Here is a 16,616-nt window from a genome sequence, read left to right on the forward strand (position 1 = left end):
CAAAAGGCCCCATGACTGCCGCCAGCCATGCTCCGCTCAAATACCTACAGGCCTATCCGCAGACCCTGCAGGATCAAGTGCATCAGCTGATTGCCCAGAACCGTCTGGCGGGCTATCTGGAGCAGCGCTACCCTGAGCGTCATCAGATACAAAGCGACAAGGCTCTTTACGCCTACGCGCTGGCGCTCAAGCAGGATCACCTGCGCAACGCGCCGGCCATCAGGAAGGTGCTCTTCGATAGTCGCCTGGACCTGACCCATCGCGCGCTCGGGTTGCACACTAAAATATCCAGAGTGCAGGGCGGCAAGCTCAAGGCAAGCAATGAAATTCGGGTAGCCGCCTTGTTCAAGGAAGCCCCTGCACAATTCCTGAAGATGATCGTGGTTCATGAGCTCGCACATTTTCGCGAGTCAGACCATAACAAGGCGTTCTACCAGTTATGCGAGCACATGCTGCCCGGGTATCACCAGCTGGAATTCGACCTGCGCGTCTACCTGACCTATAACGAGCTGCAGGCTTCGAACGGCAAGCTTTAAGCTCGCAACTGCCCTGCTAGGGATACCCGAGCACGGCCTTGATGCTGTTCAGGTTGCGGGCGATCCATGTTTTGTCGATGGCGCCCCAGTTGCGAATACGGTAATTGCCTGCGTGATTGCGGGCACCTTCTTGCTGTTCGAATTCACACACGATGTCCAGATCGGAGAGCGCGCTGATGGTGTCCTGTGCGGTGCGGCGTGGCATGCCGGTCGCGGCGGTCAGTTCGGGTACGCTGCTGGCGAGCTTCGAATCAATCAGGTACGCCACGTACAGGCGGCGATAGAAACTGCTTTTGGTCTTGCTGACCTCCATCGACGAATCCCTTTTCAATGCTTTCAATGTGCAGCTTGCAGCTCAAGGCGTACAACTGCTCTTAGTCCAGATCGCGGCGCATGCCGATGTGGGGGATGTCGTCTTCCAGGTAGACCTCGCCCACCGGGTTGAAACCGTAGCGGCTGTAATAGCCTTGCAGGTGGGCTTGTGCCGACAGATAGATGGGCTGGTCAGGCCATTTGCGTTCGGCGTTTTCCAGAGCCTGTTCCATCAGTTCATGGCCAATGCCCCGGCTGCGAATCGAAGGGGCTGTCACGACTCGCCCAATAGTGACGTCGCCGCCCTGCTGGATAGGGTCCAGCAAGCGCAGGTAGGCGACCAGCTTGTCTTCCTGCCAGGCCATCAGGTGGCAGGTATCGCCCGTCAGGTCCTGCCCGTCCACGTCCAGATACACACATTGCTGCTCGACCACAAACACCTCGGCGCGCAGTTGCAGCACGGCATACAGCTGCTGGATGCTCAACTCGGTGTGATGTTTGCAGATCCATTTGATAGACATGTCGCAGACTCGCAGGGAAACCAGAAGCGAAGTCTAAACGTATCCGCCGACATTCCCAATAAACGCTGTCAACGATGTGCGTACAGCTTTACTGAGCATGTTCTTCTCCCGGCTTGTCTACTGACAGCTTCAGGTCTTCAATTAAAAGCTGCTGGCACTCTCATGAGTGATGGTTTTGCTGCCGATAGGATTAAATCGGGTATACCGCCCTTTTCAGGAACCTGAGCATGTCGCAGTGGCTTCGAGCGGTTGGGTTGCTGGTCTTTTTGCTGATGGCGCATGCCAGTGCAGCCGAGAAACTGCGCCTCGTCGCTGACCCTTGGCCACCTTTTACCGATGCGCTGCTGCTCAACGGCGGGCTTGCGACCGATATCGTCAATACGGCGTTACGCCGCGCCGGATACACCACCCTGTATGAGCAAGTGCCTTGGGCGCGGGCAATGCTGGGGTTGAGTGAAGGGCGACACGATGTGCTGATCAACGCATGGTTCAGCGAAGATCGCACAAAAATTGGCCAGTTTTCAGCCGAATACCTGCTCAATCGGGTGCGCTTCATCAAACGCAAGGAATCGCCTATCGAGGTTCGGACCCATGAACAACTGCACAATTACAGGATTGCGGTTGTACGCGGTTATGCCTATTCCCCTGCGTTTGACGGCGACAGTCTGCTCAAGAAGGTCCCTGTACAAAACTTCTCCACAGCCGTACGCATGCTCGCTGCCGAACGTGTAGACCTGACACTGGAGGACGAATACGTCGCCCGCTATAACCTGGCGATGGAGGCAGAAGCGGTTCGCGACCGTGTCGAGTTTCTACCCGGGTCGTTGAGCGAGAACAGTCTGCATATTCTGGTCAGCCTGAAAAACCCTCAGCACGCAAAAATCGTCGCCGATTTTGATCGTGAAATTACCGCCATGAAGGCCGACGGCACCTACGACGAGCTGTTCAGACTGCATGGGCTGCAACAGCCTCCGGAGCTTTGATCAGGTGGGCGGCAAGGGTGCGTAGCGGTGCCAGCTGGCGGCAGATCAAGGCTAGCTGAGCCTGTACCAGACGCTGGCTTTCGTCCATCTCTTCCGGCAGCTGTTCCAGTTGCGCGGCCAGTGCTTCCTCTGCGTCACTCTGTACGGCGACAGGTTTCTTCTCGGCCAGCCCTGCGGCGATTTCGTCGATACTGGCTGCCAGCGTAGCGCCGACGTTATCGATCAGGTGTTCGCGGACATCGCCAGGCAACTGTGTATCACGGTGCGCGCCGAGGCCGGAAAGGTAGCTCAGCAGCGTATGTGACAGGACCAGAAAGCGGAAACCGACATCGGCCTCCTTGCGGAAGTGACCGGGCTCCATAAGCATGTTTGCCAATGTGGTCGACAGCGCAGCGTCGGCATTGTGTGCGTTGCGTCGCGCCAGTCGATAGGCAAGGTCGTCACTCTTGCCCTTGGCGTACTGCTGCATGATCTGCCGCAGGTAAATGCTGTTGCAGGTCAGGGTGTTGGCCAGCACCTTGTTCAGGCGTCGTCCTTGCCAGTCCGGCAGGAACAGGAACACCGCGAGCCCGGCGATCAAGCTGCCCAGCAGCGTATCGAACAACCGGGGCAGGAACAGTCCGTAGCCGTCGCCGACCTGATTGAAACAGAACAGCACCATGACTGTGATGGCGGCGGTCGACAGGGTGTAGCGCGTGGTGCGATTGACGAAGAACACCACACCGGCCAACACCGCGCACATCGATTGCAGAATCGGACTGGTAACCAGATCGAACAGTACCCAGCCGACCGTCAGACCTATGGCCGTACCAATGATCCGCTGGCCGAGTTTGCGCCGGGTGGCGCCGTAGCTCGGCTGGCAGACAAACACCGTGGTCAGGATGATCCAGTAGCCCTGTGACGGATGAATCAGGTGCACCATCGCATAACCGATGGTCAGCGCCAGCGGCAGGCGCAGGGCGTGACGGAACAGCAGTGAGGTCGGCGTCATCTGCAAGCGCAGACGGGTCCAGACATCCTTGAGGTTGCGCGGCGAGCGGTCCAGCAGGCTGCTGTCGGTGGCATCGGCCACGGCGTCCGGGTTGCTGGCGTCGCTGATCAGGCGATCCAGTGTGCCGAGGTTGGCAGCCAGCGCGCGCAGCGAACGCAACAGGCCACGCCACGCAGGGTTGCTCTGGATGCGCAGGTGTTCCAGAGAGGCGTGCAGGTCCTCCATGGCTTCGGCGAAGCTTGGGTCGTATACGAACGGCTGACGCAACTGGATGGATTCCGACAGGGCCTGACAGGCAACGCCCTGTTGACGCAACAGGCGCTGGCAGCGGAACAGCACATCGCTGTGGAAAAAGGCGTCGGCCAGTGAGTTGTAGGGGTAGTGCGACGAGCTGGCGCGCTCGTGGATGTCCTGGGCAATGAAATACAGCTTCAGGTAGCGGCTGACTTTCGAACCGGGGCGGCCGCTGCCAACGCGGTGCAGGATGATTTCCTTGGTGGAGTTCAGCGCGGCGACCACTTTGCCATTCTGCTGCGCCAGTTCCAGACGACGGGCCTCTACATTGAGTGTGCGGATCGGCTCAAACAGCGTCGACTTGAGTTTCAGGTACTGCCCCAGCTCACGGAACAGCCGGGCCAGCGCCTGTTGCACCGGCTGGTTGGAAAACAGCATCTGCCACAGCACCGACAGCAGGCCGTACCAGGCTGCACCCGCCACCAGCAGCATCGGCTCATGCCAGAAGTCCAGTACCTCACCGCCGCGCTGATCGACGCCGATCATGGTGTAGACCGAGAGGATCAGCGTGCCATAGGCAATCGCGCCATAGCGTTCGCCCAGCGCGCCGAGCATGGTCAGGCAGAAGCTGGCCAGCGCCAGTGAGCAGACAAACAGCCAGGGGTAGGGGAAGAGCAGTTCTACGGCGAGTGCGGCAACACTGAAGCACACCAGCGTCACGGCCAGAGCATTTAGCCGGCCTTGCCAGCTATCGTCAGTCTCTGCCAGTGCGCAGGCAATAATCCCCAGAAACAGCGGGATCAGCAATGCCATCTCGTTTTGGTACCAGCACAGCGCCATGCTGCCGGTCAGTGCGATAAAGACTCGAACGCTATAGCTGAATTTATCCAGCGCCCACAATCGACGGAATGTATGACGGAGAGATTTCGATGCCATGGGTAAGCTGACGGCCCTGTTCGCAATTGATCAATTCTGCAGGAGGATATGTACAGACCAAACGACTGGCTGTACATCCGCTTGGCAAAATTTATACCGGTTTGCAGTGTCGTGATGTTACGCCACGCGCACTACGTCACACGTACTGCGCCGCTGCGTAGGCCGAGGCCCACGCCCACTGAAAGTTGAAGCCGCCCAGATGACCGCTCACGTCGAGTACTTCGCCGACGAAATAGAGGCCAGGGGATTTCAGCGACTCCATGGTCTTGGACGACACTTCACGGGTATCGATACCGCCCAGCGTCACTTCAGCGGTGCGATAACCCTCGGTGCCTCCCGGGACCACCTTCCAGCTCGCCAGTTTGTCGGCGATGTCGGCCAGTTCGGCGTGGGTGTACTGCTTCATGGGCTTGGACACGAACCAGTGTTCGGTGATCAGGTTGGCCATATTCTTGGTGAAAACCTCGCCCAGCAGGGTTTTCAACTCGCTGTTGGGACGCTCTGCCTGTTGCTGACTGAGCCAGGCGGGCACATCGTGATCGGGCAGCAAGTTGATTTCCACGGTGTCACCGGGCTGCCAGAACGAGGAGATCTGCAGGATCGCCGGGCCACTGAGGCCGCGATGCGTGAACAGGATGTTTTCGCGGAAGCTGGTGTCATTGCAACTGACCAGGCAATCCACCGATGTGCCCGAAAGCTCGGTGCACAGCTCCTTGAGCTGATCGGTGATGGTGAACGGCACCAGGCCTGCGCGGGTGGGCAGCAGCGTGTGGCCGAACTGCTTGCCGACCTGATAGCCAAAGCCGGTCGCGCCCAGCGTCGGGATCGACAGCCCGCCAGTGGCGATGACCAGCGCCTCGCAGCTCAACGTGCCCAGCGTGGTTTGCAGGCTGTAGCCGGATTCGGTTTTGTCGATCTGCTGCACGGAAGTGTCCATGTGCAGGCTGACACCGGCCTGACGGCATTCCTCCAGGAGCATTTCCAGAATGTCGCTGGACTTGTTGTCGCAGAACAGCTGGCCGAGTTTTTTCTCGTGATACGGCACGCCATGTTTGGCGACCATCGCAATGAAATCCCACTGGGTGTAGCGCGCCAGCGCCGATTTGCAGAAGTGCGGGTTCTGCGACAGGAAGTTGGCCGGCTCGATGTACATGTTGGTGAAGTTGCAGCGTCCGCCGCCGGACATGAGGATCTTCTTGCCAGGTTTATTGGCGTGATCGATCAATATCACCCTGCGCCCGCGAGCGGCAGCGGTGAACGCACACATCAGACCAGCGGCGCCAGCGCCAATGATTACAACGTCGGTAACGGGCACAGCGTGTTTCCTCAATCTGTAGGTCACGATCGTTCCCATGCTCCGCGTGGGAATGCCTCTCGTGACGCTCTGCGTCACATACCTGCGCCGCACCACCTATTCAAAATCGGACGCAGAGCGTCCAGAACTGCGTCCCCACGCGGAGGGTGGCGACGATAATCCAACTAACGACTATTTCAGAGGATTCGCACGCGCAGCGACTTGCCTTTGATCTTGCCGTTGTTCAGACGCTCCAGGGCCTGCTTGGCCATGCTGCGTTCGACGGCGACGTAAGCCTGGAAATCGAAGATCGCGATCTTGCCCACCTGAGTGCCCGCAATACCCGCTTCGCCGGTCAGCGCGCCAAGAATGTCGCCCGGGCGCAGTTTGTCCTTGCGACCCGAACCGATGCACAGCGTCGTCATGGTCGGCAGCAGCTTGCCGCCTTCCTTGATACTTAGCTGATCGTACTGCTGCCAGTTCAACGGGGCTTTCTGCAACTCTTCGATAGCGCGGGCGCGCTGGCTTTCCGACGGTGCCACAAGGCTGACCGCGATGCCTTTTTCGCCTGCGCGACCGGTACGGCCTACGCGGTGAATGTGGATTTCCGAATCTCGCGCCAGCTCGACGTTGATCACCATGTCCAGTGCGTCGATGTCCAGACCGCGCGCGGCCACGTCGGTGGCGACCAGTACCGAGGTACTACGGTTGGCGAACATCGCCAGCACCTGATCGCGGTCGCGCTGTTCCAGATCACCATGCAGACCGACGGCAGACATGCCTTTGGCGGTCAGGTGGTCGACCACTTCCTGAACCTGCTGCTTGGTGAAACAGAACGCCACACAGGACGCCGGACGGAAATGACCGAGTACCTTGACCACCGCTTCCAGACGCTGTTCCGGAGAGATTTCATAGAAAATCTGATCGATCTGGCTGTCGGCGTGCAGCGCTTCGACTTTTACGGTCTGTGGGTCACGCATGAATTTCGACGACAGCTGCTTGATGCCGACCGGGTAGGTCGCGGAGAACAGCAGGGTCTGACGGCGCTGCGGGGTCTGCTCGATGATGTCGGCGATGGCGTCGTAGAAGCCCATGTCCAGCATGCGGTCGGCTTCATCGAGGATCAGCGTGTTCAGGCCGTCCAGGACCAGCGAACCCTTGCGCAAATGCTGCTGAATACGCCCCGGCGTACCGACGATGATGTGCGCGCCGTGCTCCAGCGAGCCGATCTGCGGGCCGAAAGACACGCCGCCACAGAGGGTCAGCACCTTGATGTTGTCTTCCGAGCGCGCCAGACGGCGGATTTCCTTGGCGACCTGATCCGCCAGTTCGCGGGTCGGGCACATGACCAGTGCTTGGCAACCGAAGAACCGCGGGTTGATCGGGTTGAGCAGGCCGATACCGAAGGCAGCGGTCTTGCCGCTGCCGGTCTTGGCTTGCGCGATCAGGTCCATGCCCTTGAGGATCACCGGCAGGCTCTGCGCCTGAATCGGTGTCATTTCGGCATAACCAAGCGACTCCAGGTTAGCCAGCATGGCAGCGGACAGAGGCAGAGAATTGAAAGCGGTGTTAGTCACGACGGTGGACCTGCAAAACAAAAATGTCGCGTAGTGTATCACCCGCCAGCCAGACCTCACACTGACGATAAGGGAGAGATCGGACGCGGAGCGTCCAGAACGGCGTTCCGAGAGAACACCTCTCGTTCCTCACGCTCCAGCGTGGGAATGCCGTTCGTGACGCTCTGCGTCACACATCTGCGCCGCGCTACGAAATCCAGGGCAAAAAAATCCCCGCTGGAGAGCGGGGTTGAGGTTCGAGCGTGGCAGCTCGCAAAGGTGTACGGCAAGGCCCGTCGTGGTGACGGGCCTGGCTGGCTTACAGCAGGATTGTGCGGATATCCGCCAGCAATTCGCTCAAGCGCTTGGTGAAGCGGGCGGCGGCTGCACCGTTGATCACGCGGTGATCGTAGGACAGCGACAGCGGCAGCATCAGTTTCGGCTGGAAGGCTTTACCGTCCCAGACTGGCTGGATGGTGGCCTTGGAAACTCCGAGGATAGCCACTTCCGGCGCGTTGACGATCGGCGTGAAGCCGGTGCCGCCAATGTGGCCGAGGCTGGAGATAGTGAAGCACGCGCCTTGCATGTCGTTTGCAGTCAGCTTTTTGTTGCGCGCCTTTTCAGCCAGTGCTGCGGCTTCGGCGGCCAGCTGCAACAGGCTCTTCTGATCGACGTCGCGGATAACCGGTACCAACAGGCCATCCGGGGTGTCTACGGCAAAGCCGATGTGCACGTACTTCTTGCGGATCACCGCCTTGCCGCTAGGTGCCAGCGAGGCATTGAAGTCCGGCAGCTCCTTGAGCAAGTGGGCGCAGGATTTGAGCAGCAGTGGCAGAACGGTCAGCTTGACGCCAGCCTTCTCGGCAGCGCCTTTCTGCGCAACACGGAATGCTTCCAGGTCGGTAATGTCGGCCTGGTCGAATTGCGTGACGTGCGGAATGTTCAGCCAGCTGCGGTGCAGACCCGAAGCGCCAAGTTGCATCAGGCGCGTCATCGGTACTTCTTCGATCTCGCCGAAACGGCTGAAATCGACTTCCGGGATCGGCGGGATGCCCGAGCCGCCGCTTGCGCCGCCAGCTGGAGCTTCCTTGGCCTTCTGCATCATGGTCTTGACGTAGACCTGAACATCTTCTTTCAGCACGCGACCGTGTGGGCCGGTGGCGCTGACGGCGCTCAGCTCGACGCCGAACTCGCGTGCCAGCTGACGAACAGCCGGGCCTGCGTGAACCTTGGCGCCGTCTTTGGCCGGAGCAGGTGCTGCTTCGGCTTTCGGCGCTGGAGCAGCGGCCGGTGCAGCAGCTTCAGCCTTGGCAGGAGCGGCAGCCGGTGCGCTGGCAGCAGGTGCCGGAGCTGCGGCGGGCGCTGCGCCTTCGACTTTCAGTTTGAGGATCAGGTCGCCGGTACCGACTTCCTGGTCCAGCTTGACTTCGATGCTCTCGACAACGCCTGCTGCCGGAGACGGGATCTCCATGCTGGCCTTGTCGGATTCCAGGGTAATCAGCGACTGATCAGCCTGAATGGAGTCACCGACCTTGACCATCAGCTCGATGATTTTGGCCTTGCCCGACGAGCCGATGTCTGGCACGTGGATGTCCTGAACACTGGCGCTGGCTGCCGGAGCAGGCGCAGCAGCGGCAGGTGCCGGTGCAGCTTCAGCCGGTTTTTCGGCAGCAGCAGGGGCCGCGGCAGATTCGGCTGCGGGGGCAGGAGCGGCAGCCGCTTCACCTTCCACTTCCAGCTCGAACAGCTCGTCGCCTTCTTTCAGACGGTCGCCCAGCTTGACCTTCATGGCCTTGATGACGCCAGCCTTGGGAGCAGGGATTTCCATGCTCGCCTTGTCTGATTCCAGCGTCAGAATGCTCTGGTCGGCTTCGATGCGATCACCGACCTTGACCATCAATTCAATGACTTCGCCTTCACCGTTGCCGATGTCGGGTACACGAATTAACTCACTCACTATGTCTCTCCTTAGGAGAACCTGTTCACTCACCAATACGCTGGTTCGGTTACAACGAAACAGCGTTGGATGCTCATTTACGGTAGGTAAATTCCGCATCCTCGGCTGTTTACGCTCTGATCAGCGCTCTTGAAGCAGACTCTTAGCAGTCCAGTGGATTGCGTTTTTCAGGATCGATGCCGAACTTGGCGATGGCTTCCGCCACCACTTTAGGTTCGATATCGCCACGATCCGCCAAAGCTTCCAGGGCTGCCAGCACAACGAAGTGACGATCGACTTCAAAGAAGTGACGCAGCTTCTTGCGGCTGTCGCTACGGCCGAAACCGTCGGTGCCCAGGACTTTATACTCCTTGGTTGGAACCCACTGACGAATCTGGTCAGCGAACAGCTTCATGTAATCCGTCGATGCAATGACCGGACCTTTGCGACCGTTGAGGCACTGCTGAACATAGCTCAGTTCCGGCTTCTGGCCAGGGTGCAGGCGGTTGTTATGCTCTACAGCCAGACCGTCGCGACGCAGTTCGTTGAAGCTGGTAACGCTCCAGACGTCAGCGCCGATGTTGAACTCGTCACGGAGAATCTTCGCCGCTTCGCGAACTTCACGCAGGATGGTGCCCGAGCCCAGCAACTGGACGTGGTGCGCCGCTTCCCTGGTGTCTTCTTCGAGCAGGTACATGCCCTTGACGATGCCTTCTTCCGCACCGACCGGCATGGCTGGCTGGGTGTAGGACTCGTTCATCACGGTCAGGTAGTAGAAAACGTCCTGCTGCTCTTCGAACATCCGGCGCATGCCGTCCTGGATGATCACTGCCAGTTCGTAACCGTAAGTTGGGTCGAAGGTGCGGCAGTTCGGGATGGTCGACGCCAGAATGTGGCTGTGACCGTCTTCGTGCTGCAGGCCTTCGCCGTTCAGCGTGGTACGGCCGGCGGTGCCGCCGATCAGGAAACCACGGGTGCGGCTGTCGCCAGCAGCCCATGCCAGGTCGCCGATACGCTGGAAACCGAACATCGAGTAGAAGATGTAGAACGGAATCATCGGCTGGTTGTGGCTGGAATACGAAGTACCGGCAGCGATGAAGGAGGACATGGCGCCCGCTTCGTTGATGCCTTCCTCGAGGATCTGGCCTTTCTTGTCTTCGCGATAGAACATTACCTGTTCTTTATCGACTGGCTCGTAGAGCTGGCCGACCGACGAGTAGATGCCCAGCTGGCGGAACATGCCTTCCATACCGAAAGTACGCGCTTCGTCCGGGATGATCGGCACGATGCGCTGACCGACTTCCTTGTCCTTGACCAGCTGCGCCAGGATGCGCACGAAAGCCATGGTGGTGGAGATTTCACGGTCGCCCGAACCGTCAAGGATGGCCTTGAGGGTATCGAGTGGCGGCGTCGGCAGGCTGAAGCTCTGCGCGCGGCGCTGAGGTACGAAGCCACCCAGCGCAGCACGACGCTCGCTCAGGTAACGGGCTTCGGCGCTGCCTTCTTCCGGCTTGTAGAACGGCAGGGCTTCGAGTTCGGAGTCCTTGACCGGGATGTCGAAACGGTCACGGAAGTGACGCAGGCTGTCGACATCGACCTTCTTGGTATTGTGTGCAGTGTTTTTCGCTTCGCCGGCGCCGGTGCCATAACCTTTGATGGTCTTGGCCAGAACCACGGTCGGTTGACCCTTGTGGTTGACGGCTTCGTGGTAGGCCGCATAAACCTTGTACGGATCGTGGCCACCACGGTTGAGTTTCCAGATCTCGTCGTCGGACAGATCGGCAACCATTGCCTTGAGTTCAGGCGAGTTGAAGAAGTGCTCGCGGACAAACGCGCCGTCCTTGGCCTTGTAGTTCTGGTATTCGCCGTCGATGACTTCGTCCATACGACGTTGCAGGATACCGTCGACGTCCTTGGCCAGCAGCGGGTCCCAGAAACGGCCCCAGATGACTTTGGTGACGTTCCACTGAGCGCCACGGAACACGCCTTCCAGTTCCTGGATGATCTTGGCGTTGCCGCGAACCGGACCGTCGAGGCGCTGCAGGTTGCAGTTGACGACGAAGATCAGGTTGTCGAGATTTTCGCGACCGGCCAGAGCGATGGCGCCCAGGGATTCCGGCTCGTCGGTCTCGCCGTCACCCAGGAAGCACCAGACTTTCTGCTTGCCTTCCGGGATGTAACCGCGGTGTTCCAGGTACTTCATGAAGCGTGCCTGGTAAATTGCCTGGATCGGGCCAAGGCCCATCGATACAGTCGGGAACTGCCAGAAATCCTTCATCAGCCACGGGTGTGGGTAAGACGACAGGCCGTTGCCGTCGACTTCCTGACGGAAGTTGTTCATCTGGTCTTCGGTGATACGGCCTTCGAGGAACGCACGGGCATAGACGCCTGGCGATGCGTGACCCTGGAAGTAGATCAGGTCGCCGCCGTGCTCGTCGGTCGGGGCCTGGAAGAAGTAGTTGAAACCGATGTCGTACAGCGTGGCGCTGGAGGCGAAGCTGGAGATGTGGCCGCCCAGATCCGGGTCGTTCAGGTTGGTTTTGACGACCATTGCCAATGCGTTCCAGCGCACCAGCGAGCGAATGCGGCGTTCCATGAACAGGTCGCCAGGCATGCGTGCTTCGTGGGTGACAGGAATCGTGTTGCGGTATGGCGTAGTGATGGCGTACGGCAGCTGCGAACCACTACGGGTGGCCAGCTCGCCCAAACGGGTCATCAGGTAGTGAGCGCGGTCTTCGCCTTCTTTGTCGAGAACCGATTCCAGGGCGTCCAGCCATTCCTGGGTTTCGACGGGATCGAGGTCTTGCATGGCTTGCTCCAGGGCGGAAAGGCTTCCAGAATCGGTTGCCTGAGTTTGCGACTGGCCTTGTGGGCAGACGACATAAATTCTTGGATTACCGGAGGGTGGGATCCGGCGGCGTGTAGTTTTACTACAAATCGACGACGATTTCAGCCCTCCGAGTATCGGACCCAGTAGTAAAACTACAGAGAAGCGACTCAATCGCTCCTGTTGTCTTGTAACTTAAAACGTTACTGTTGATTGCTATTGAATATCTTGCAGGGAAAAAGCGGATTTTTATGCTTCTAATTTGATTTTTCCAGCAATTTATAACCTTTGTTCGACAAGCGGTGCTGGCAGACGCGTCTTGCCGTCATGAAAGACGGGCGTTTGCACGCCGATCAAGGATAGACCATGAGCCTACCTTTACTGGCTGAATTTCCGGCCATTCTGCTGCCATTGATTACCCGTGCCCGCCAGACGTTCCAGGCCGCGCTCACTGCTTTGTCAGCGGACGCGCTGGCGTCTTTCGAGGCCTGGCCCGAGGCACGCCGCAAGGCGTTCGACCGGGTTTGCGCTGCCAGTGATTTTGTCACCGAGCAAATTTGCCGTGACCCGCAGATGCTCCTGCAACTGGCCGACTCGGGCGAGCTGGAGCGTAGCTTCTCTGCCGGCCAATTGCGCGGTCAGATTGCCGATGCCCTGTCGAGCGCCGCGAGTGATGACGAGCTGGGGCGTAATCTACGTCGGCAGCGCGCACGCCAGCAAGTGCGAATCATCTGGCGCGATCTGACCCGTCAGGCCGATCTGATCGAAACCTGCCGTGATCTGTCGGAAATGGCCGATGCCTCGATCGACCTGGCCTACCAATGGCTGTATCCACGGCACTGCGAGCAGTTCGGCACACCTACCGGTCGTCACTCGGGGCAGCCGCAGCACATGGTCATTCTGGGCATGGGCAAGCTAGGCGCGGTAGAACTGAACCTTTCGTCGGACATTGACCTGATCTTTGCCTACCCGGAGGGCGGCGAGACGCAGGGCACCAAGCGTGCGCTGGACAATCAGGAGTTTTTCATTCGCCTGGGGCAACGGCTGATCAAGGCGCTGGACCCGGTGACTGTCGATGGTTTCGTGTTCCGGGTCGACATGCGCCTGCGGCCCTACGGTTCTTCCGGGGCGCTGGTGCTCAGCTTCAACGCGCTGGAGCAGTATTACCAGGATCAGGGCCGGGACTGGGAACGTTACGCGATGATCAAGGCGCGAGTGGTCGGCGGCGATCAGACGGCAGGTGCCGAGCTGCTGGATATGTTGCGCCCGTTTGTGTATCGCCGATATCTGGACTTCTCGGCCATTGAAGCGCTGCGCACCATGAAGCAGCTGATTCAGCAGGAAGTGAAGCGCAAGGGCATGGCGGAAAACATCAAGCTCGGTGCCGGGGGTATTCGCGAAGTCGAGTTCATCGCCCAGGCGTTCCAGCTGATCCACGGTGGCCGCGACCTGAGCCTGCAACAGCGCCCGCTGTTCAAAGTGCTGAAAACCCTTGAAGGGCAGGGTTATCTGCCTTCGGCGGTGACTGAAGAGCTGCGCGAGGGTTACGAGTTTTTGCGTTATACCGAGCACGCGATTCAGGCGATTGCCGACCGTCAGACGCAAATGTTGCCGGACAACGATCAGGATCAGGCACGCATTGCCCTGATCATGGGCTTTGCCGACTGGGTCAGTTTTCACGAGCGCCTTATGTACTGGCGCAGTCGGGTGTCCTGGCATTTCCGTCAGGTCATCGCCGACCCCGATTCTGATCCTGACGATGAGCAGCAGGACGACAGTGAGGTCGCGGTGGGTGGCGAGTGGCTGCCCCTGTGGGAAGAGTCCCAGGACGAGGATGCCGCGGGTCGCCAGCTGTTGCAGGCCGGTTTCGTCGATGCGGAAAAGGCACTGAAGAATCTGGCCAGCCTGCGCAGCAGTCCCAACCTGCGTTCGATGCAGCGTCTGAGTCGTGAACGGCTGGATGCGTTCATCCCTCGGTTGCTGGCTCAGGCGGTAGAGCATGAGAAGCCCGACCTGGTGCTGGAGCGTGTGCTACCGCTGGTAGAAGCGGTCGCCCGGCGCTCGGCGTATCTGGTGTTGCTGACCGAAAACCCCGATGCATTACGACAACTGTTGACCCTGTGCGCTGCCAGCCCATGGATTGCGGAGCAGATCGCTCGCTTCCCGCTGCTGCTCGATGAGCTGCTCAATGAAGGTCGCCTGTTCAATCCGCCGTTGGCACCAGAGCTGGCGGCCGAGCTTCGTGAGCGGCTGATTCGTATCCCGGAGGACGACCTTGAGCAGCAGATGGAAGCCTTGCGGCATTTCAAGCTGGCGCACAGTCTGCGCGTTGCGGCGTCCGAGATATCCGGCAGCCTGCCGTTGATGAAAGTCAGTGATTACCTGACCTGGCTGGCCGAGGCCATTCTGGACCAGGTGCTGGCGCTGGCGTGGCGCTACAGCGTGGCCCGGCACGGTACGCCTTTACGTCCGGACGGCACGTTGTGCGATCCGGGCTTTGTGATCGTCGGCTACGGCAAGGTCGGCGGCATCGAGCTGGGGCACGGCTCCGATCTGGATCTGGTGTTCATTCATGATGGCGATCTGGAGGCCGAGACCGACGGTGCCAAACCGATCGACACCGCGCAGTTCTTCACTCGTCTGGGGCAGCGGGTGATCCATTTGCTGACCACGCAAACCAACTCCGGTCAGTTGTATGACGTCGACATGCGCCTGCGGCCGTCGGGTGCATCCGGGTTGCTGGTCAGTTCGCTGGGGGCCTTCGCCCGTTATCAGGCCAATGAAGCCTGGACCTGGGAGCATCAGGCGCTGGTGCGTGCGCGGGTGATGACCGGCAGCCGGGATGTGGGCGAGCAGTTCGAAAAAGTCCGTGCCGATGTGCTGGGGCGCGAGCGTGATCTGGGCAAGCTGCGCGCAGAGGTCAGCGAGATGCGCGGCAAGATGCGCGACAACCTCGGCACCCGCGTGACAGCAGCCGGAAGGGCGGCCAATGCCTTCGAGGCGTCGGTGCCGTTCGACCTCAAGCAGGACGCCGGAGGTATCGTCGATATCGAATTTATGGTGCAATACGCCGCCTTGGCGTGGTCCAGAGAGCATCCAGCGCTGCTGCAATACACCGACAACATCCGGATTCTCGAAGGGCTTGAGGACGCCGGACTGTTGCCTGACACGGACGCCGGCCTGTTGCGCGAAGCCTACAAGGCGTACCGCTCGGCAGCGCATCGTCAGGCTTTACAGAAGCAGGCGGGCGTGGTCAGCGGCGATCAGTTTCATGCCCAGCGGCGTGAGGTGATGCGGATCTGGACGCAGATGGGTTTGAGCTGAGCCGCGCGGCAACGCCATATTCCGCTGCAACACTATATAAAGCTATCACAGGGAGGCGACAGGTTGTGTGGGAATGTCACGCAGTCTGATCGGCCTCCCTGATCGTTTCTGGTCGTTTTTGGATAGAACATGAAAATTCTGATCGTTGGGCCTAGCTGGGTCGGTGACATGGTGATGGCACAAACGCTGTTCCAGTGTCTGAAACAGCGTCATCCCGAGTGCGAAATCGACGTGCTGGCCCCTGAATGGAGCCGTCCGATACTGGAACGCATGCCGCAGGTTCGTGCTGCGCTCAGTTTCCCGCTGGGTCACGGCGCCCTCGAGCTGGCGACCCGTCGCCGGATCGGCAAGTCCCTGGCTGGCCAATACGATCAGGCTATCCTGCTGCCCAACTCGCTGAAATCCGCTTTGGTGCCCTTTTTTGCCGGTATACCGAAGCGTACCGGCTGGCGCGGTGAATTCCGCTATGGCCTGCTCAATGACGTGCGCACCCTCGACAAACAGCGCTATCCGCTGATGATCGAGCGTTTCATGGCTTTGGCATTCGACAAGAGCACCGAGTTGCCGCGTCCTTATCCCAAGCCCAGCCTGCGCATCGACACCGCGACTCGCGATGCGGCATTGAGCAAGTTCGGGCTGACCCTCGATCGTCCGGTGCTGGCACTATGCCCAGGTGCAGAGTTCGGCGAGTCCAAGCGCTGGCCTGCCGAGCATTACGCACAAGTCGCCGACGCCAGCATTCGCGAAGGCTGGCAAGTCTGGCTGTTCGGCTCGAAAAAGGATCACCCGGTCGGCGAGAGTATTCGCCAGGAACTGATTCCCGGTCTGCGTGAGGAGTCGGTCAACCTCAGTGGTGAAACCTCGCTGGCCGAAGCCATCGACCTGCTCTCGTGTGCCGACGCGGTGGTGTCCAACGATTCCGGCCTGATGCATGTGGCCGCAGCGCTGAACCGCCCGCTGGTGGCCGTCTACGGTTCGACCTCGCCGGGCTTCACGCCACCGCTGGCCGACGCAGTGGAAGTGGTGCGCCTGGGTATCGAGTGCAGCCCGTGCTTTGAGCGCACCTGCCGTTTCGGCCATTACAACTGTATGCGTCTGCTTGAACCGGACGCCGTGATTCAGGCGCTGAGCCGCCTGAACAGCACGCCGGTGGAGGTCGCCTGATT

Annotated in this window: 11 protein-coding genes; 4 read left to right on the forward strand and 7 right to left on the reverse strand. The window is 59.8% G+C overall.

Features of this window, described 5'->3' with window-relative positions:
- Nucleotides 1-11: 11 nt before the first annotated feature.
- Complete coding sequence (locus FFH21_RS02385; RefSeq protein WP_011167515.1) at nt 12-536, forward strand: M48 family metallopeptidase; 525 nt, start codon at nt 12-14, stop codon at nt 534-536.
- Nucleotides 537-552: 16 nt separating this feature from the next.
- Here the strand turns inward: FFH21_RS02385 and FFH21_RS02390 are convergent, their stop codons facing one another.
- On the reverse strand, nt 553-849 hold the full coding sequence (locus FFH21_RS02390) for a helix-turn-helix domain-containing protein (RefSeq protein ID WP_011167516.1): 297 nt from the start codon (nt 847-849) through the stop codon (nt 553-555).
- Between the two features lie 61 nt (nt 850-910).
- Nucleotides 911-1,369 carry a GNAT family N-acetyltransferase gene (locus FFH21_RS02395; RefSeq protein WP_002551760.1) on the reverse strand — a complete coding sequence of 153 codons (459 nt, stop codon included), beginning with the start codon at nt 1,367-1,369 and terminating at the stop codon, nt 911-913.
- Nucleotides 1,370-1,596: 227 nt separating this feature from the next.
- Between FFH21_RS02395 and FFH21_RS02400 the strand changes: the two genes are divergently transcribed.
- A complete protein-coding gene (locus tag FFH21_RS02400) occupies nt 1,597-2,352 on the forward strand; it encodes an ABC transporter substrate-binding protein (protein ID WP_011167517.1) in 756 nt (251 codons plus the stop codon).
- Here FFH21_RS02400 and yccS read toward each other — a convergent pair.
- The 5 genes from yccS to aceE all read right to left on the reverse strand — a co-directional run bounded on the left by yccS (nt 2,315) and on the right by aceE (nt 12,108).
- Entirely contained in the window at nt 2,315-4,513 is a 2,199-nt protein-coding gene (gene yccS / locus FFH21_RS02405) for a YccS family putative transporter (protein ID WP_011167518.1), read from the reverse strand. The genes FFH21_RS02400 and yccS overlap by 38 nt on opposite strands.
- Nucleotides 4,514-4,649: 136 nt before the next feature.
- Nucleotides 4,650-5,828 carry an NAD(P)/FAD-dependent oxidoreductase gene (locus FFH21_RS02410; RefSeq protein WP_041924405.1) on the reverse strand — a complete coding sequence of 393 codons (1,179 nt, stop codon included), beginning with the start codon at nt 5,826-5,828 and terminating at the stop codon, nt 4,650-4,652.
- Nucleotides 5,829-6,004: 176 nt separating this feature from the next.
- Nucleotides 6,005-7,384 carry an ATP-dependent RNA helicase DbpA gene (gene dbpA, locus FFH21_RS02420; RefSeq protein WP_041924406.1) on the reverse strand — a complete coding sequence of 460 codons (1,380 nt, stop codon included), beginning with the start codon at nt 7,382-7,384 and terminating at the stop codon, nt 6,005-6,007.
- Nucleotides 7,385-7,682: 298 nt separating this feature from the next.
- The gene (aceF, locus tag FFH21_RS02430; RefSeq protein ID WP_011167521.1) at nt 7,683-9,320 is read right to left on the reverse strand and encodes a dihydrolipoyllysine-residue acetyltransferase; all 1,638 of its coding nucleotides are present in this window, start codon (nt 9,318-9,320) and stop codon (nt 7,683-7,685) included.
- A gap of 142 nt (nt 9,321-9,462) precedes the next feature.
- Entirely contained in the window at nt 9,463-12,108 is a 2,646-nt protein-coding gene (aceE, locus tag FFH21_RS02435; protein WP_011167522.1) for a pyruvate dehydrogenase (acetyl-transferring), homodimeric type, read from the reverse strand.
- Between the two features lie 384 nt (nt 12,109-12,492).
- Between aceE and glnE the strand changes: the two genes are divergently transcribed.
- Nucleotides 12,493-15,450, forward strand: coding sequence for a bifunctional [glutamate--ammonia ligase]-adenylyl-L-tyrosine phosphorylase/[glutamate--ammonia-ligase] adenylyltransferase (gene glnE, locus FFH21_RS02440; protein WP_011167523.1), 2,958 nt, complete (start codon nt 12,493-12,495; stop codon nt 15,448-15,450).
- A 129-nt stretch (nt 15,451-15,579) separates the two neighbouring features.
- A complete protein-coding gene (gene waaF / locus FFH21_RS02445; protein WP_002551768.1) occupies nt 15,580-16,614 on the forward strand; it encodes a lipopolysaccharide heptosyltransferase II in 1,035 nt (344 codons plus the stop codon).
- Nucleotides 16,615-16,616 lie beyond the last annotated feature (2 nt).

The sequence above is a fragment of the Pseudomonas sp. KBS0707 genome (genome assembly GCF_005937945.2).
Lineage (GTDB): Bacteria > Pseudomonadota > Gammaproteobacteria > Pseudomonadales > Pseudomonadaceae > Aquipseudomonas > Aquipseudomonas amygdali.